We start from the raw sequence: 16,527 nt of genomic DNA on the forward strand, positions 1-16,527 counted from the left end.
AATTTTGCTTGATTAACACCTCTATGCGTACTCATTATTGCGGCGACCTACGGACAACCCATCTGGGGGAGACAGTGACCCTCTACGGTTGGGTCGATCGCCGTCGGGATCATGGTGGCGTAATTTTCCTTGACCTGCGCGATCGCCAGGGCATAGTGCAAATCGCCAGTAGTCCTGACCAAACCCCCGCTTCCTATCCAGTGGCGGAAGGATTACGTAATGAATACGTGGTGCAAGTTACCGGTGTGGTCAGTAAACGTCCCCCGGAATCATTGAACGAAAAAATTCCCACCGGGGAAATTGAGATCTATGCCGACAGCATTATCTTGCTCAACGGCGTCAATCAACAATTACCTTTTGTGGTGTCTAGTCACGAAGCAGAACAGGTGCGGGAAGATGTGCGCCTTAAATACCGTTATCTAGATCTGCGGCGGGCTAGGTTGAGTCAAAATCTACAACTGCGGCATCAAGTGGTCAAAGCTATGCGCCGTTTCCTGGAAGATCAAGAGAATTTTCTGGAAATTGAAACCCCCATTCTCACCCGTTCCACCCCCGAAGGGGCCAGGGATTATCTTGTTCCCTCCCGAGTTAACCCAGGGGAATGGTACGCTCTGCCCCAATCGCCCCAACTGTTTAAGCAATTATTGATGGTGGCGGGGATGGATCGTTATTATCAAATTGCCCGTTGTTTTCGGGATGAAGATTTAAGAGCCGATCGCCAACCGGAATTTACCCAGTTGGATATGGAAATGAGCTTTATGGGCCAGGAGGAAATTCTTGACCTCAACGAAGCGTTAATTTGCCACATTTTCAAAGTTGTTAAAAATATCGATTTGCCCCGGCCATTTCCCCGATTGACCTATCAAGAATCAATGGCTAAGTATGGCAATGATCGCCCGGATACCCGTTTTGGTTTGGAATTGGTGGACGTTTCCGACCTGCTGGGTAACACAGGTTTTAAGGTTTTTTCCGCTGCCGTCAGTAGTGGGGGGTCCATCAAAGCTATCCGGGTGCCGGGGGGCAATGAGACTATTTCCAATGTGCGGATTAAACCCGGCGGAGATTTGTTCAAAGAAGCCACGGAAGCGGGCGCTAAGGGCATTGCCTACATTCGGGTGCGGGATAACGGAGAAATCGACACCATTGGGGCTATTAAAGAGAACCTAGATGAGGCCCAGGTAAAAACGTTACTGCAATTAACCCAAGCTGAAGCCGGAGACTTACTCCTGTTTGGTGCCGGAGACACTGCCACGGTGGATAAATCCCTTTCCCGCCTCCGGTTGGTGCTGGGAGAACAGTTGGGTTTGATCGATCCCGATGCCATTAACCTGCTTTGGATCACCGACTTCCCCATGTTCGAGTGGAATAGTGATGAAAAACGCTTTGAAGCTCTGCACCATCCTTTCACTGCGCCCCACCCCGATGATTTAGGCGATCTGAAAACTGCCCGGGCCCAGGCCTACGATTTGGTCATGAACGGCGTGGAAATTGGCGGCGGTAGTTTGCGGATTTACCAACGGGAAGTACAGGAAAAAGTTTTTGCCACCATCGGTTTATCCCCCGAAGAAGCCCACGAAAAATTTGGTTTCCTATTGGATGCGTTCGAGTATGGCACCCCTCCCCACGGCGGCATTGCCTACGGTTTAGACCGGTTAGTGATGTTGTTGGCTAAAGAAGATTCCATTCGGGATGTGATTGCTTTCCCCAAAACCCAACAGGCCAGTTGTCTGCTCACGGAAGCACCAGCGGCGGTGGATAAAAAACAACTCAAGGAATTGTCCGTGGCTTCTACTTACGTCCCTAAAGTTAAAGTGGACGACTAGGTAGCCCTGTTTTTTATTGGCCCCCATGATGGAACGTTTTTCCCCTACTACGGCTTTATGGAAAAAATTGAGCCTCTTTGACCGCACCGTGGGGGCGATCGCCATCGTTTTGGTTCTTCTAATTGCGGTGGTGCTATTACGGGGCAATCAAAGTCCCCTGATGGTAACGCAATACAGTTGGCGCAACACCAACATCGGGGCCCAAACCCAGGCCCTGACCATGACTTTTAACCATCCCGTTGACCCGGACGTAATGGAGTCAGGCTTGGTAATTGACCCACCCCTGGCGGGCAAAACCATTTGGCAGGGGCGGCGTTGGTTCTACACCCTAACGGACATCCCCCGTTATGGCACTAACTATCAATTGACCTTACCTTTACCTGCCATGGTGCGGGGTCCAAGGGGACAGGATTTCACCAGTCTGATCACCAGTCGGGCCCGGGCTTTGGCCTATATTGGTGTGGCCGGCGAAGAAAGGGGAAGGTTAATTCTCTACAACATCACCAACCCCCAACAACCCCAAAAAATTATCCTCACCCCTAAGGACCTCACCGTTCGACAGTTTCAAATTTATCCCCAAGGCGATCGCCTGATTTTCACCGCCACCGATCCGACCCGTCGGGGGGGACAACAGAATATTTTCACTGTCGCCACCGGTATTAATAACCTCAACACCCAAACTAAAGTTCTACCAGGCAAATTGGAAAGGCTTTGGGAAGACCAGGATTATGATAACCAGCGCATTGCCCTGGCTGCTAACGGCAGTATGTTAGTTATTGCTAGAGAAAATGCTCAAAATTCTGCTGACTCTGGTTTGTGGGTAGCCCCCAGTGGAGAAAATCCCAGACCTCTAGGTATTAGGGCCGAAAAATTTATTGTTGGACCCAATGGTAATTTCCTTGCAGTGGGCCAGGAGGGGGGAGTGGGTTTAATTCCCCTAATTCCGGAGGCCGGGGCGCCCCATTTTTTGGAAGCAATGGAGCAAGCCTTGGATTTTTCTGCTGATGGCAAACAATTGCTATTAAGCCAACAAAACCCAGACTTTAGCCATTCCCTAATTGTTTACGACCTGCAGGAACGCACTCAAAGGGAAGTTTTACGGGGTCCCTACCCCCTAATAAGCTGTCGTTTTGACCCCCGCTCCCAACCCAGGGCCTATTGCTTGCAGGCGGATTTTATCCAACGGGAAGGCGAGCCTGTGCAACCAGAACCCTACCTGGCGGTGATTAATTTAACCGACGGTCAAGCCCGCCCCCTCTTAGCTTTACCCAATTACCCCGAAGTTGATCTCACCGTTGCTCCCGATGGTCTGGGGTTAATGTTTGACCAGGTAGCCACAGGACCTACTCTTGGTTCCCATGATCTTCTCACCAATTCTCAAAGATCCATTGTGGATGGACGAGTTTGGTTGTTGCCCCTACCCGGAGATTTGGCCACGGAAACCGATGCGGATCCCGATCCCCAAGAATTGACCGCTGGTTTTGCTCCCCGTTGGATGCCATAGGCTCTGATCCCCACTGGATTAGGGTTATTAGGCTGTGCTGACGTCCAAAGGGTCAGATTATTTGGTACGCTAATTTAAACAGTTTGGGAATAGTAAGTAAGCGTGAACATTACGATTGGACGGGGAAAAACAGCCCGTCGAGCCTATGGTATCGACGAAATTGCACTGGTTCCCGGAGTGCGGACCTTAGACCCAGCCCTGGCCGATACCCGCTGGAAAGTGGGCGCCATTGAGCGGGAAATCCCCATTATTGCCAGCGCCATGGATGGGGTTGTGGACAGCCGCATGGCAGTACTACTATCCGAACTAGGCGCTTTGGGGGTAGTCAATTTAGAGGGCATTCAAACCCGCTACGAAGATCCCAATCCGATTTTGGACCGCATCGCTTCGGTGGGCAAAACGGAATTTGTGGGGTTAATGCAGGAACTCTACGCCGAACCCATCAAGCCGGAGTTAATTACCAAGCGCATTCAAGAAATCCAAGCCGCTGGGGGCATTGCCGCAGTTAGTCTGACTCCGGTGGGGGCATCTAAATATGCCAGTACGGTGGCCGAAGCTGGGGCGGATTTGTTATTTATCCAGGCCACAGTGGTCTCCACGGCCCACCTATCCCCCGAATCGGTGGAGAGTTTGGACCTGGTCAAGCTTTGTCAGGAAATGCCCATGCCGGTGGTGTTGGGCAATTGCGTTACCTACGAAGTCAGCCTGGAGTTGATGCGGGCCGGTGCAGCGGCGGTGCTGGTGGGTATTGGCCCCGGTGCGGCCTGTACTTCCCGGGGAGTTTTGGGAGTAGGGGTACCTCAACCGACGGCGATCGCCGATTGTGCAGCAGCCAGAGATGACTATTTGCAAGAAACGGGTCGTTACGTGCCTGTCATTGCCGATGGGGGCATCATTACTGGTGGGGACATCTGTAAATGTATTGCCTGCGGTGCTGATGCAGTGATGATTGGTTCCCCCATTGCCAGGGCGGCGGAAGCTCCCGGCCGTGGTTTCCATTGGGGTATGGCCACCCCCAGTCCCGTATTACCCCGGGGTACTCGCATCAACGTCGGTACCACTGGCACCATTCGGGAAATTTTAGTAGGGCCCGCCAAATTGGATGACGGCACCCATAATCTACTGGGGGCAATAAAAACTAGCATGGGCACCCTAGGAGCCAAAGATATGAAAGAGATGCAACAGGTGGATGTGGTCATTGCCCCTTCCCTGCTCACGGAGGGTAAGGTTTACCAAAAAGCCCAACAGTTGGGTATGGGTAAGTAATTCTTGCCATTGCAACTATCAACCCCCTGGGATTATTCTGGGGGGATTTTTATTGGGTTTATTTGTTACCCTGGTCTGGGCCTTGTTGACCAATGCCCCACCACTACCCGCTATTACCCCGCCGCTGTGAAACACTGGAAAACTTACCTAGTTTTAGTCCTATTGGCGATCGCCATGTTGTTACCGTTGCTGTGGTTGGTAGCTACGGCGTTGAAGGCCCCGACGGAGGATGTCTTTGGGGGTTTGGGACAATTGTTACCCCGGCAACCCAACCTGGGGAATTTTATCAAGGTTTGGCAAGACTATCCCTTTGGCCGTTACCTATTCAACAGCGTGGTGGTGTCCAGCATCACTGTGGCCCTTAACTTGTTTTTTTGCGCCCTGGCCGCCTATCCCCTGGCCCGTTTAAACTTTGTCGGTCGGGACATGACCCTAGCGGCGATCGTGGCCACGTTGATGATTCCTTTCCAGTTAATCATGATTCCCCTCTACATTCTGGCAGTGAATTTAGGGCTCAGGAATAGCTACGTGGGCATTATCTTCCCCAGCCTTGCTTCTGCCTTTGGTATTTTTCTGCTCCGGCAAGCTTTCCAAGGGGTGCCCAAGGAATTGGAAGAAGCGGGCCGCATCGATGGTTGTCGAGAACTGGGTATTTGGTGGCACATTATGATTCCGGCCATTCGCCCTGCCCTGGTAACCCTAGCTATTTTTGTTTTTATCGGTGCCTGGAGCGATTTTCTCTGGCCACTGATTGTGCTCGATCAACCAGAATATTACACATTGCCTTTGGGCGTTGCTCAATTATCTAGTGCTTTGGATTTTGACTGGCGGCTCATTGCAGCGGCTTCCGTGATTGCTATTGCTCCCATTATCGTACTATTTCTGTTTGTGCAACGTTATATCATCCCCTCCGAGGCCAGCAGTGGAGTCAAAGGGTAGAGCCATTTTCTTCGGTAAAAGTTAGTCCAGCATAGTCAATTAACCGGTGAATTAAATCCTGACCAAAGCTAGCCGCAGGGGTCCAGAAACCGCCTTGGAGAGATGATTTGGGTCTGTCTTTGGCTAAACATAATGCGGCTTGGGCTAATATTTTTGCCGTGGAACCATAGCCGGGGTCTTGATCCCCTGTAACTTTGACCATGGTGGATTGGCCAGAGGCAGTTTCTCCCCAAAAGCGTAAATCATAAAAGCCCTGCTGTTGAGCTTCTTCAGTGGGGCCTTCCCCTGGTTTAGGTAGGATTTGGAGTAACAACCATCGACTGGGGCCGATCGCCAAAGCCAAGGCCATAAGATCCAAACTCCATTTAATGCCCTGGGCTGCTAACCAACCGATTATCCCTGGCCCCGTTAAGATGCCTTCCTCATATTGGAACCCTTCACCATAGACTTCGTTTTGGAGGGTATTGGAACGTAAAACAATGGGAGTGTTGATCCCTGCCATGACAAAGGGGGCAGTCCATCCGGAAAAGATGGGGTCATTTTGCACGGGGATGAGGCTGGGGGGATGGTCAGACCGGTGATCAGGTTTAAAGCAAAGGATGTAAGGATTGCGGAGGGCCTGGCGGGTGGAAGGATCGGCGATCGCCTCTTGAATCAGGTTGATGCCACTGGCGATCGTGCCTCCGGAAATGCCACCTTGGCAAGCTTTAACCCCCATTTTGACCCGGATGCAAGGTTCCCCCCAACGCCGTTGACTTTGTTGTTGTAAGTAATACACCCCGAGGTCAGAAGGAATGGAATCGAAGCCGCAACAATGGACAATGCGAGCCCCTGATTGCTTGGCGATCGCCTCATATTTTTGGATCATTTGTTGTACCCATTGGACTTCCCCAGTCAGATCGCAGTAATCTGTGCCGGTAATGGCACAAACCCGGACTAGGGTTTCTCCATAAAGGGCATAGGGGCCGACTGTGGAAACCACAACTTTGGTTTGGGAGCACAGTGTAGTGACAGCGGCTTCGTCTTTGATATCAACCACAAAGGTGGGCAAATGGGCAGCTTGAGGGCCAAGGGATTGAACCAAACGGTCAAGTTTAGCTTGGGAACGGCCGGCGATCGCCCAGTTTTTTGCTGCTGCAGTTTCCCAGTGGGACAACAAATAGCGGCAAACAATCCCACCGACAAATCCCGTCGCACCCACAATTATCAGGTCATATGGCAATGGCTTCGTCATAGAGTTTAACGGTAGTTGAAAGGTTGAATGGGATACAAAGCTGACTATGGGATAGTCTGGATTGATATACTGACGGTCGAGTCTTAAATTTGCCTAATGTTATTTGCCCATGAGGCTTCCAGGATGATGTGCCCCCAGAAATGGTTTAAACGATTATTACCCATGGTTTTGGGTGTTTGCTGTTTGCTAACCGGCTGTGTGGATTATGACGTGGGCATTCGTTTTCCAGAGCAACATTATGGGGAAATTGTCCAACACATTACCCTGGGGGAACAACTAACTACCCTGAGCCAAGCAGAAGCCGATCGTTGGCTCAAAAGTTTAGACCAGCGGGCTAAGGACTTAAACGGTCACACGGATCGCCCGTCGGAGGAAACCCTTGTGATAACCATTCCTTTTGGTAGCGGCCAGGAGTTGGTGGAAAAGTTCAATCGCTTTTTTAATCCCCAACCCCCCAAAGGAAGGCGATCGCCAGAGCCAGACCAGTTGGATTTGCTTAATTTGAAAGCGGAACTCGCACTAGAGCAAAGTAATTGGTTATTAGCAGACCGCAATCATCTCAAGTTAACCGTTGACCTGCGGGCCCTAGGGGTTTTATCCAACCAAGGCAACATTATCCTTAGTCCCGGCTCCCTAATTAACCTCAATTTTGATTTGCAAACTCCCTTAACTCTCCAAACTCCCAATGCTCCGGGGGAAGAATTAGGCACAGAAGTGCCTGGGCAATGGCAGTTAAAACCTGGACAAATTAACGTTATTGAAACGACCTTTTTTGTGCCTAGTTATTTGGCGATCGGGACAATTTTAATTATCATCCTTTGTTTAGGGGGTTTTTATCTCAAATATGGCCGTTGGCCCGGAGTGCTTGATAGCAAAGTTGAGGGAGTTTAAGAACGTGTTTGAAAAGTCCCCCTAATCCCCCCAAAATTTGGAGAGAAACTGAGTAAAAGTTACCCTCGTACCGCCGGAGCGTTAGTAAGGAGATTTAGGGGGCGGAATAAAATTTTCCAAATACGTTCTAAATCCTTAAACTTTAATCAAAAATTGTCAGGTTGCCATTAGCGCCCTAGGGTTAACTCCTCTTTTTTAACCAAAATGCCCCGGGGTCGCCATACCATTAACACCATTAAAATTAGCCCGATGACCATAACCCGTAAAGCTCCAGCTTGACTCTGGTCTAAAAAAGCAATTTGGGGCAATAAAAACCTGGTGAGGGAATCATAGGCCCAAAAAATAATGGTGCCTAACACCGTGCCTACATTACTGTCAGCTCCCCCCAGCACCACAATAATTCAAGCGTTAAAAATCAACAACGTGTCAAAATTACCCGGGTAAATACTGGTCAAATGCCAAGCAAATAATGCCCCCACCAAACTGGCGATCGCCATAATAGTTGTCTCCCAAGGAGAACTGTTTTTGACAGAAGATCCAACCCGATGGAGATGATAGTTTCGTAAATATGTTTTAGGTCTGATGTCGCAAATCACTCTTTCCAGATAAGGTTAGTTGCTCCTCTGATCCCAATGAGTTGATAGCAAGGAAGTTTTCATTATTGTGGCGATACAAACCAACTAGACTTGATCTACCACCACAGTCTGATTTTCATCGTCTTCCGGATTTGGCCCCGAGCGTTTGCGCCATTCCTGGGCCAAAATGCCATACTTGGGTGCACCAATCATGGCTATTACGAATAGCGTTGTCAGGATAACCACAATCATGCCCCCGGTCGAAACATCAAAGTGATAGCTCAAATAGGTGCCAAGCACACAGGACAGTACACTGCTGACGACCGAGTACCAAAGCATATGATCAAAGCGATCGCTGAGCAGATAGCCAATGGATCCTGGAGTGACCAGCATGGAAATTACTAAAATAATGCCCGCTGTTTGTAAAGCCGCCACAATGGTGAGGGCCAGAACCGACAACAGCGTGTAATACATCACTTGGGTGCGTAGACCGATCGCCTTGGCATGGTTTGGATCAAAACAAAACAAGAGCAGGTCCTTGCGGCGCAACAAAATCACGATTAGGGTAATGGAGCCAGCAATCAAGGTTTGGATGATGTCTTGTTGAGAAATGCCCAGCACATTGCCAAACAGAATATGGAATAGGTCAACATTACTAGGAATTTTGGTCACCAACACTAATCCAAGGGCAAAAAATCCCGTAAAGACAATGCCAATGACTGCATCCTCCTTTAACCGGGTTTTAGACTTGACGTAACCGATCGCCACCGTTGCCCCAAAGCCAAAGGTAAAAGCTCCAATGGCAAAGGGAATATTCAAGGCATAGGCCAGCACTACACCGGGGACCACTGCATGGGAAATGGCATCCCCCATTAAGGACCAACCTTTGAGAGTGATGTAGCAAGAGAGCACCGCACACACTAGTCCCACAAAGGCGCTCACCCAAATTGCCCGGATTAAAAATTCATATTGCAAAGGCTCCACTAACCAATGCCAAAAGGGAAAGGCCACCACTAACTGATTCACGCATCTACCTCTGTCGATTCAAACATCTGATTCAGACTCAGCATTGGTAGCCCACCAAAAGTCAGTTCCAAATTTTCTTTGGTGAAGGTTTCTTCAGTTTTACCCTGGGCCAAAATAGTGCGGTTGAGCAGAATGGTGTGGTCACAAAAGGTGGAAATGGAGGCCAAATCATGGGTAGAAATCAGAATGGTGTGCCCCTCATCCCGCAGTTCCATGAGTAAATCAATCATGCCTTTTTCTGTTTTCACATCAACCCCGGTAAAAGGCTCATCTAACAGAATTACCTTGCCTTCCTGGGCCAAGGCCCGGGCCAAAAATGCCCGCTTCTTTTGACCGCCGGAAAGTTCCCCAATTTGGCGATCGCGGTATTTCACCATGCCCACCCGCTCTAGACTTTCCATCACCAAACGACGGTCTTTGGCGCTAGGAATACGCAACACATTCATATAGCCATAGCGCCCCATCATCACCACATCAAACACACTGACCGGAAAGTTCCAGTCCACCTCATCAGCTTGGGGAACGTAGGCCATCAACTGTTGCTTTTGGGCCTTTTGTACGGAAAAGCCACCAATGCGTACCCGTCCCTGACTCGGTTGCAAAAACCCCATGATGGATTTGAACAGAGTCGATTTACCACTGCCATTGGGCCCCACCAGGGCGGTAATGGTGCCGGGTTCAACGGTGCAGGTAGCGTTATAAAGGGCCAAACGGGCGTTGTTATAGGTAACGCTGACACCATCGACGGATATATCAAGACGAGATAGGGTGGCTGCCATGGCAAAAGAGGGGTTCAGATTTTAGGTAGTGGTAAATCGTCAAGATTAAGTCCAGTTGATTACAGAAAAACTCAACGTGTCAAAACACAAAGTTGTTTTCATTGCTGGGCATTGGTACCGGCCAAAAGACCGTTGGTAATCACCCGGGCATCATATTCCAGCAAATCTAAAAAGGTGGGCACAGGGCCTTCCTCTGTGGAAAGGGAGTCAACATAGAGATTGCCGCCAAAGCGAGCGCCGGTGGCCTGGGCTACCTGTTTTTGCCCCTTATCGCTGACGGTACTTTCACAAAAGATTGTTGGTACATTATTGGTTTTCACCTCCTCAATCACGGTTTGCACTTGCTTGGGGGTAAACTGCTGTTCGGCATTAATTGGCCACATGTAAATCTCCTCCATACCGTAATCTCTGGCCAAATAGGAAAACGCTCCTTCGCAACTCACCAAAAACCGCTGGTTGGCGGGCACTTGTTCCAAATCCGCTCCCAGTTGGCGATCGATCGCCTTTAACTGCTCGCTGTAGACTGCTGCATTGGCGTTGTAATATTTGGCATTGTCCGGGTCAAGTTCGACGAAGGCTTGGCGGATATTTTCCACATAGACCAGGGCATTACGGGGCGACATCCAGGCGTGGGGATTGGGCTTATCGGTATAGGGGCCGTCGGCGATCGGAATCGGTTCGATGCCTTCCGTTAGCACCACAGAGGGCACATCCTTCACGTTGCCCAAAAATTGCTCGAACCAACGCTCTAGGTTCATGCCGTTGTAAAGGATTAAGTCTGCGTCCTGAGCCTTGACAATGTCACTGGGAGTCGGCTCATAACCGTGGATCTCTGCACCAATGCGAGTGATGGATTCCACCACTAACTTGTCTCCGGCAACATTCTGGACCATGTCGGCCAATACGGTGAAGGTGGTTAAAACCTTCTTTTTCTCCTCTGTTTCCCCCTGGACTTCTGTGGTTACGGCTGTCACTTCTTCGCTGGGAGCATTGGATGTCGTGACTTCCGCCGTGCCACAACCGGTCAGCCAAAAGGCGATCGCCAAACCAGACGCCAGCAGTCCTCCCCGGGAAGCAAATGATGTTGCCATAGTGATAATGGTCTTTCATGATCATCTCATTTTTCATTATCTTCTCATAATTGCAGTGAAAACGGGGAGTTAAAATTTCTTAACTTTTACCAACTGGTAAGCTCGTGGGCTTTTTCTGACCACTAAAACTTTCTGCTTTTTACATGCTCAGAACGGGGTGTGCCTGGCGACTTGTACCCCACGATTTTCCTAAATGGCGAACGGTCTATGGTTATTTCCAGCCATGGCACGAAGATGGTACCTGGAAAAAATTAAACCGTATCTTCCGTGAGAAAGTTCGGCTCAAAGCTGGAAGAAATACTCACCCTAGTGCCGGTTGTTTAGATTCACAGTCACTCAAAAGGGCTTGAACTGGCCAAGAACCTGGCTATGACGGTGGAAAAAAGGTCAATGGTCGTAAACGTACAATCCTTGTGGATACCATGGGATTAATTCTCGATGTTGTCGTCCATGGTGCCCATCGCTCCGACCATCAGGGTCTGATTCTACTTGGCACCTGGTTTGCTCCCCTTTGGCAGTGCCTGCAAGTTATATGGACTGACAGTACCTTTGGCGGAAAGGATTTTATCCATTGGGCGGAGCATACTTTTGGTTGGACCTTGAATGTGGTCAGCAAAAAGTAGGGACAAAAAGGCTTTGAAGTCCTACCCCGCCGTTGGGCAGTCGAGCGCACCTTTGCTTGGTTTGGACGTTATCGTCGTTTAAGTAAGGATTATGAATATTTACCTACCACCAGTGAGACAATGCTCTATGTTGCCATGGTTCATCTTATGCCTCAAAGGCTTGCTTAAAACTTTTCAAACACTTTCCTAGGCTTGCAAAGACTAGAATTTGCTCCCTGCAATGCAAAGCCGCAGTACGTAATACTGTTCTTTGGATTTTGTAAGAAGGTGCTCAAATATTTCTGTAATTGCGGGTTTTAAATCCTCCGGAACATTCATTGCGACAACCTAAAATGCTAGATTTTCCAATCCATAGAGGGTAAAATTTGTAAGCCCACTAATACCTTTTCTGTATTGGACAAATCACCAATAATTTTTTTGATTGGTTCGGGTAATTTTCTTACTAAAGTAGGCAATGCCAAAATACTATCTTCAATCGCCAATTCAGGTTGTTGGGTCAAATCGATGATTTCAATTTGGTATTGACCGTTTAGATATTCTTCACAAATCTTTTTTAAATTTATAAAAGCTGTGACGGATTTAGGAGTTTGTCCCGCTACATACAGACGCAGTTGCCAAACTTCCAAGTTTTGATTGCCAGATAGAGCGTTTAAATTTTCCATAATAGAAGACTCTTCAGTACTTAGGGGTTTTGATAAATGTGGCGAGACTTTTTAATCAGATTACGGTTGGCCAACATTGTTTGTTTGAATTCTTTCTCCTCTAACATTAGTACTTCTAATTCCTCATCTTGACTGGCTAGTTTCATTTGGAGGGCATCAATCTTCGCCTGCAGTAAGTACTTTTTTCGCTCAAAATTCCGTTTGCTGAGTTCTAGGGCCTGTTGCCGCCTTTTGGCGATCGCCTCTTCTTCTAAAATTTGATTAATCCTTTGGGTACCTGTTAGTACTTGCCCTTCACCAATATAAGCTTCAATCAAATCTACCCCATCATTACTAAGGATGAATTCCCGCACTTGGTTGGAGTGGGCCATGCCCCTAGATTTCAAAATATAGAGAATACGATTTCTTTCTCCATTTATTCTCAGGGTCTGTAACTCCAGCCATGTATCCATTAAGGAAGAAACACCAACTTCTGTTTGTTCATTATCATATCCCACATTGCCGCCGGTCAAATCCGTCAAAAATACGGTAATCTTTTGGCTTTTTAGATAATCAATTAGACGCATGAAAAAGTTTTTTGTTTGATTTAAATTGCCACTAGTAATTAGGTTACTCATTGGATCAACTACCACCAAGCTTGGCTTAAAATTCCTGACCCAACTATGAATCTTAAACAGACGCATCTCTAAATTATAATTAGTAGGACGAGTGGCATCAAATTGTAGTAATTGGCTGTCTAAATAGGGCGATAAATCTAGACCAATGGAATTTAAATTGCGGCAAATTTGTTGGGGCGATTCTTCGGTAGCAAGATATAAACATCGTTCTCCCCGTAAGCAAGTTGCCTGGGCAAAAAAGGCCGCCAGGGTAGTTTTGCCAGTGCCAGCTCTCCCGGTTACTAAAATGCTACTGCCACGGTAATAACCCTGCCCGCCAAACATATCATCCAATTGGGGAATGCCAGTGGAAATTCGCTCCTGGGAGACGCTGTGATTGAGAATCAGGGAAGTGATAGGCAACACGGAAATGCCATTTTCTTCGATCAAAAAAGGATATTCATTATTGCTATGGCGTGAGCCTCGATATTTAACGACCTGAATAGTTCTGGTGGCAACCTCTTCCACAGTTTTTTGATCGAGTTTAATAACACAATCAGACACGTATTCTTCCAGGCCTTGCCTAGTTAAATTTTTGTCGCCCCGTTCCCCTGTGATCACTGCGGTAACGCCTTTTTGCTTTAACCAATGGAATAAACGACGTAATTCTGCTCGGACAATATTGGTATTCTCTAAGCCAGAAAAAAGAACTTCAATTGTATCTAAAAGGATTCGCTTTGCACCAATTTTATTAATGGCATAGCCTAAGCGAATAAATAGGGCTTCGAGGTCATATTCTCCTGTTTCTTGAATTTCGCTAGCTTCAACATAAATATGATCAATTAAAATTTTTTCTTCGGCAACTAAATCTTGTAAATTCCACCCTAAGGACGCCACATTTTGAATGATCTCTTTGGCGCTTTCTTCAAAGGAAACTAAAACCCCTGGCTCTCCATATTCCACTGCCCCCCGCACTAAAAATTCCACCCCAAATAGAGTTTTACCACAACCGGCTGAACCACAAATGAGGGTTGGTCGGCCCTGGGGTAAACCACCGTTGGTAATTTCATCAAAACCTTGAATCCCGGTGGGGCATTTAATTAGAGAGAGACTTTGGCTGTTATCTGTCATGATTTTTACGGATTCAATTTACTTGCCAGCATTGCCAATGGTGTTTAAATTTATGTTTGAGTTTTTGTCGTAATTATGTTCGCACAATATTCCCACTATTAATTTGCCGAGATTGAGCAATGATCACACCGTAGGCATGGGCTACTCCGATCGCCATTGTTGTCAACTGCCCGACCAAGGCCAACCCCATGACTTCAGTAATAACTTTTTGTCACATTAGCGGACCCAGACCCCAGCAACAGAAAGTGCCTTAGTCGGGTATGGTGAAATTTACCTAATTTTCCGCCTGAGTTCCATTTAGAAGCTAGTTGACCATGGAATTGGCCCCATGGACCCATACAGTCACGGCAATAGTATCCATTAAAACTGCGATCCCCGGCTACTACAATCAAGTTATTCCCCCCTCAACCATTGCTTAAACCATGGCAGAAAAACTATCTTCCTCACCACCAGCCCGGAACATTTTTCAGCGACTACCGCTTCTGGGGACTGGGGGCGTAGTTCTAACCATGGCGATCGCCGTTATGGGCATTGTCCAGGGTCTACGTACCATCAGCCCTTGGCTCCGCATCGGCAATAATCAGGCCAAGGCGGAAATTTCTACCCTCGTGGTGCAGCAAATCCGGGCAGTGAGTGAACTAACCACCACCATTTTTGCCATGGAAACCGTAGTGCCCACTAGTCAGGAACGGCAATGGGGTAATTTCACCCTGGGGCGCACCGACTTACTCTACATTGGCTACGGGGAAGTGCGGGCCGGCATTGATCTAGCCGAGATAAATGAACAAAGTATTCAACAACAGGGAGAAACGCTAATTGTCACCCTGCCGCCGCCGCAAATTCTTGACCAAAAAATTGATGTGGAACGCTCCCGCATTTACCACTATGACCGGGGATTTTTAAACCTAGGACCCGACACTGTTCCGGAGCTACAAACTTTGGCCCAACGGCAGACCCTAGCCAAAATCACCGCCGCCGCCTGTGACCAAGGCATTTTGAACCAGGCTAACCAGAAGGCCGAAGTGGCCCTAGCGAGTTTATTGAAAAACACAGGGCACCGGCAGGTGGAAATTAAAACCACTAACCCCACCGTTTGCGCCATCCCCTCCGCCCAGGGTTTATCCAGGGACAAAATCAATGGTTAAAGCAGATAAAATTGTTAAAAATCAATCAAGGTGATTAAAGAACTAACTTCACAGGGGTTTGTTGGGTCGTTAATTGCTCTGCAAACGGAGCCGGCATATTTTTGGTAACGGCCATGAGATAGTCCAAAAAGGTTTGGGTAATCACCGACAGTTGTTTACCCGCTAGGTTAGCCACGTACCAACGCCGCTTGATAGGAAATTCGTCAATGTCCAAAATTGTCAGCTCACTGCGGGCTCCCTCCGATACCAGGGTATGTTGGGACAACACAGAAATGCCCATGCCACCGGCGATCGCCTGTTTAATCGCTTCATTACTACCCAATTCCAACCGCACCCGCACATCCACATAATGGCGGTGGAACAAATTTTGTACTGCTAAACGAGTACCGGAGCCTTTTTCCCGCATAATAAACGCTTCATCATTTAACGCCGTGATGGGGATATTGCTTTTCCCAGCTAGGGGGTGGTCCCGACGGGCAATGACCACTAAAGGATTGTCGAGGAAAGGCTGGTAATTGAGATCAATTTCCTCCGGCGGCTCACTAACAATGTACAAATCATCTTCATTGTTTTGCATCCGGTGACGAATCTGCTCATGGTTAGTCACCTTGAGGGATACTTCAATGCCGGGATACTTTTGGATAAATTCCCCCAGTAAACGAGGAATGAAATATTTGGCTGTGGTAATCACTGCCAAGCGTAAACGCCCCTGTTTTGTGCCCTTAATATCCGCCACTTTCATGGCAAAATTGTCCAGTCGCTGAAAAATATCTTGGCAAGTTACCAACAATTCTTGCCCCGCCTCGGTGAGGTAAAGCCGTTTGCCAATCTGCTCAAACAGAGGAAGTCCGACAGTTTTAGATAACTGTTTAATTTGACTAGAAACGGTCGGCTGGGTAATGTAAAGTTCTTCTGCTGCCCTGGTGAAACTGCCATGTCTAGCGGTGGCTTCAAAAACTTTTAATTGGTGTAAGGTTGCTTGCATGTCCTTGACGAAGATGGTGATTTAGATGGGGGGACAATTTGAAGGGGCAGATTAATTTTTTTCAAGCCCGCACTGAACAGGAACCTAAACTAAGTTTCGGTAATTTTCAGTTGTCGGTCCTGGCTGGGCTTGGGTCTAGGATGTGCTGAAGTCAATAACTAAAATAGACCTATGGCTATTACACTCACTTTCATAGACCTGGGATTGTTGTTAGATAACCAATGATAGAATAAAGCCAATGATTTTGACAAGCTTAG

The 16,527-nt window shown here is 48.0% G+C and carries 13 protein-coding genes and 2 pseudogenes; 7 read left to right on the forward strand and 8 right to left on the reverse strand.

Going from position 1 to position 16,527, the window contains the following annotated elements; genetic code table 11:
- The first annotated feature begins 23 nt into the window (after positions 1–23).
- The 4 genes from aspS to SYNPCCP_RS06935 all read left to right on the forward strand — a co-directional run bounded on the left by aspS (position 24) and on the right by SYNPCCP_RS06935 (position 5,532).
- Positions 24–1,823 carry an aspartate--tRNA ligase gene (gene aspS / locus SYNPCCP_RS06920; protein ID WP_010872537.1) on the forward strand — a complete coding sequence of 600 codons (1,800 nt, stop codon included), beginning with the start codon at positions 24–26 and terminating at the stop codon, positions 1,821–1,823.
- A 25-nt stretch (positions 1,824–1,848) separates the two neighbouring features.
- Entirely contained in the window at positions 1,849–3,327 is a 1,479-nt protein-coding gene (locus tag SYNPCCP_RS06925) for a hypothetical protein (RefSeq protein WP_010872538.1), read from the forward strand.
- Between the two features lie 102 nt (positions 3,328–3,429).
- Positions 3,430–4,593 (forward strand): GuaB3 family IMP dehydrogenase-related protein, encoded by a 1,164-nt coding sequence (locus tag SYNPCCP_RS06930; RefSeq protein WP_010872539.1) that lies wholly within the window; start codon positions 3,430–3,432, stop codon positions 4,591–4,593.
- A 126-nt stretch (positions 4,594–4,719) separates the two neighbouring features.
- Complete coding sequence (locus SYNPCCP_RS06935; RefSeq protein ID WP_010872540.1) at positions 4,720–5,532, forward strand: carbohydrate ABC transporter permease; 813 nt, start codon at positions 4,720–4,722, stop codon at positions 5,530–5,532.
- Here the strand turns inward: SYNPCCP_RS06935 and SYNPCCP_RS06940 are convergent.
- Positions 5,522–6,766 carry a trans-acting enoyl reductase family protein gene (locus tag SYNPCCP_RS06940; RefSeq protein WP_010872541.1) on the reverse strand — a complete coding sequence of 415 codons (1,245 nt, stop codon included), beginning with the start codon at positions 6,764–6,766 and terminating at the stop codon, positions 5,522–5,524. The genes SYNPCCP_RS06935 and SYNPCCP_RS06940 overlap by 11 nt on opposite strands.
- A 162-nt stretch (positions 6,767–6,928) precedes the next feature.
- On the opposite strand from SYNPCCP_RS06940, the gene SYNPCCP_RS06945 reads away from it, so the two are divergent.
- The gene (locus SYNPCCP_RS06945) at positions 6,929–7,657 is read left to right on the forward strand and encodes a DUF3153 domain-containing protein (protein WP_231848057.1); all 729 of its coding nucleotides are present in this window, start codon (positions 6,929–6,931) and stop codon (positions 7,655–7,657) included.
- Positions 7,658–7,824: 167 nt separating this feature from the next.
- Here SYNPCCP_RS06945 and SYNPCCP_RS06950 read toward each other — a convergent pair.
- The 4 genes and pseudogenes from SYNPCCP_RS06950 to SYNPCCP_RS06965 all read right to left on the reverse strand — a co-directional run.
- Positions 7,825–8,151 (reverse strand): annotated as a pseudogene (locus SYNPCCP_RS06950) (branched-chain amino acid ABC transporter permease); the annotation flags it as partial.
- A gap of 186 nt (positions 8,152–8,337) precedes the next feature.
- The gene (locus tag SYNPCCP_RS06955; protein WP_010872544.1) at positions 8,338–9,258 is read right to left on the reverse strand and encodes a metal ABC transporter permease; all 921 of its coding nucleotides are present in this window, start codon (positions 9,256–9,258) and stop codon (positions 8,338–8,340) included.
- The gene (locus SYNPCCP_RS06960; RefSeq protein WP_010872545.1) at positions 9,255–10,037 is read right to left on the reverse strand and encodes a metal ABC transporter ATP-binding protein; all 783 of its coding nucleotides are present in this window, start codon (positions 10,035–10,037) and stop codon (positions 9,255–9,257) included. The genes SYNPCCP_RS06955 and SYNPCCP_RS06960 overlap by 4 nt, the downstream gene beginning before the upstream one ends.
- A gap of 98 nt (positions 10,038–10,135) precedes the next feature.
- The gene (locus SYNPCCP_RS06965; RefSeq protein ID WP_010872546.1) at positions 10,136–11,128 is read right to left on the reverse strand and encodes a metal ABC transporter substrate-binding protein; all 993 of its coding nucleotides are present in this window, start codon (positions 11,126–11,128) and stop codon (positions 10,136–10,138) included.
- 137 nt (positions 11,129–11,265) lie between these two features.
- Here SYNPCCP_RS06965 and SYNPCCP_RS06970 point away from each other — a divergent pair.
- Positions 11,266–11,919 (forward strand): annotated as a pseudogene (locus SYNPCCP_RS06970) (IS5 family transposase); the annotation flags it as partial.
- 167 nt (positions 11,920–12,086) lie between these two features.
- Here SYNPCCP_RS06970 and SYNPCCP_RS06975 read toward each other — a convergent pair.
- Both SYNPCCP_RS06975 and kaiC read right to left on the reverse strand, forming a co-directional pair.
- Positions 12,087–12,413 (reverse strand): circadian clock KaiB family protein, encoded by a 327-nt coding sequence (locus SYNPCCP_RS06975; RefSeq protein WP_010872548.1) that lies wholly within the window; start codon positions 12,411–12,413, stop codon positions 12,087–12,089.
- A gap of 20 nt (positions 12,414–12,433) precedes the next feature.
- The gene (gene kaiC / locus SYNPCCP_RS06980) at positions 12,434–14,140 is read right to left on the reverse strand and encodes a circadian clock protein KaiC (protein ID WP_010872549.1); all 1,707 of its coding nucleotides are present in this window, start codon (positions 14,138–14,140) and stop codon (positions 12,434–12,436) included.
- A gap of 422 nt (positions 14,141–14,562) precedes the next feature.
- Between kaiC and SYNPCCP_RS06985 the strand changes: the two genes are divergently transcribed.
- The gene (locus SYNPCCP_RS06985) at positions 14,563–15,285 is read left to right on the forward strand and encodes a DUF4230 domain-containing protein (protein ID WP_010872550.1); all 723 of its coding nucleotides are present in this window, start codon (positions 14,563–14,565) and stop codon (positions 15,283–15,285) included.
- Between the two features lie 34 nt (positions 15,286–15,319).
- Here the strand turns inward: SYNPCCP_RS06985 and SYNPCCP_RS06990 are convergent, their stop codons facing one another.
- The gene (locus tag SYNPCCP_RS06990) at positions 15,320–16,270 is read right to left on the reverse strand and encodes a LysR family transcriptional regulator (RefSeq protein ID WP_010872551.1); all 951 of its coding nucleotides are present in this window, start codon (positions 16,268–16,270) and stop codon (positions 15,320–15,322) included.
- Positions 16,271–16,527 lie beyond the last annotated feature (257 nt).

Origin of the sequence: Synechocystis sp. PCC 6803 substr. PCC-P (assembly GCF_000284455.1) — a bacterium.
Classification (GTDB): domain Bacteria; phylum Cyanobacteriota; class Cyanobacteriia; order Cyanobacteriales; family Microcystaceae; genus Synechocystis.

Bases quoted from the DNA above. Each gene is read 5' to 3' on its own strand.
- SYNPCCP_RS06940 (WP_010872541.1), bottom strand. From the start codon at position 6,766: ATGACGAAGCCATTGCCATATGACCTGATAATTGTGGGTGCGACGGGA.
- SYNPCCP_RS06945 (WP_231848057.1), top strand. From the start codon at position 6,929: ATGGTTTTGGGTGTTTGCTGTTTGCTAACCGGCTGTGTGGATTATGAC.
- SYNPCCP_RS06960 (WP_010872545.1), bottom strand. From the start codon at position 10,037: ATGGCAGCCACCCTATCTCGTCTTGATATATCCGTCGATGGTGTCAGC.
- SYNPCCP_RS06990 (WP_010872551.1), bottom strand. From the start codon at position 16,270: ATGCAAGCAACCTTACACCAATTAAAAGTTTTTGAAGCCACCGCTAGA.
- SYNPCCP_RS06975 (WP_010872548.1), bottom strand. From the start codon at position 12,413: ATGGAAAATTTAAACGCTCTATCTGGCAATCAAAACTTGGAAGTTTGG.
- SYNPCCP_RS06925 (WP_010872538.1), top strand. From the start codon at position 1,849: ATGATGGAACGTTTTTCCCCTACTACGGCTTTATGGAAAAAATTGAGC.
- SYNPCCP_RS06965 (WP_010872546.1), bottom strand. From the start codon at position 11,128: ATGGCAACATCATTTGCTTCCCGGGGAGGACTGCTGGCGTCTGGTTTG.
- SYNPCCP_RS06985 (WP_010872550.1), top strand. From the start codon at position 14,563: ATGGCAGAAAAACTATCTTCCTCACCACCAGCCCGGAACATTTTTCAG.
- kaiC (WP_010872549.1), bottom strand. From the start codon at position 14,140: ATGACAGATAACAGCCAAAGTCTCTCTCTAATTAAATGCCCCACCGGG.
- aspS (WP_010872537.1), top strand. From the start codon at position 24: ATGCGTACTCATTATTGCGGCGACCTACGGACAACCCATCTGGGGGAG.